Genomic DNA, 277 nt, shown 5'->3' with positions numbered 1-277 from the left:
ATATTATCCTGCTGGACCCTCCCACCTTCTCCAATTCTAAGCGTATGGACAGTGTATTGGATGTGCAACGCGACCAGGTAGACTTAATCAGTAAAGCCATGAAATTATTAGATCAGCACGGCGTTCTGTACTTCTCCAATAATTTACGTGATTTTCGTATGGAAATAGAATCTCTTAGTGAATTTCAGCTCACAGATATACCGAGCTCAACAATTGATGAGGATTTCAATCGCAATAAAAAAATTCATCACTGTTGGGAAATTCGTCACGGCCAATG

General features: G+C 40.1%; 1 pseudogene. It reads left to right on the top strand.

From position 1 onward, the window contains the following. Positions 1-277 (top strand): annotated as a pseudogene (locus Q4563_RS19575) (bifunctional 23S rRNA (guanine(2069)-N(7))-methyltransferase RlmK/23S rRNA (guanine(2445)-N(2))-methyltransferase RlmL); the annotation flags it as partial.

The organism is Gilvimarinus sp. 1_MG-2023 (assembly GCF_030548285.1).
Note: the sequence above shows the minus strand (reverse complement) of the source record. Positions and strands in the feature narration are given on the sequence as shown.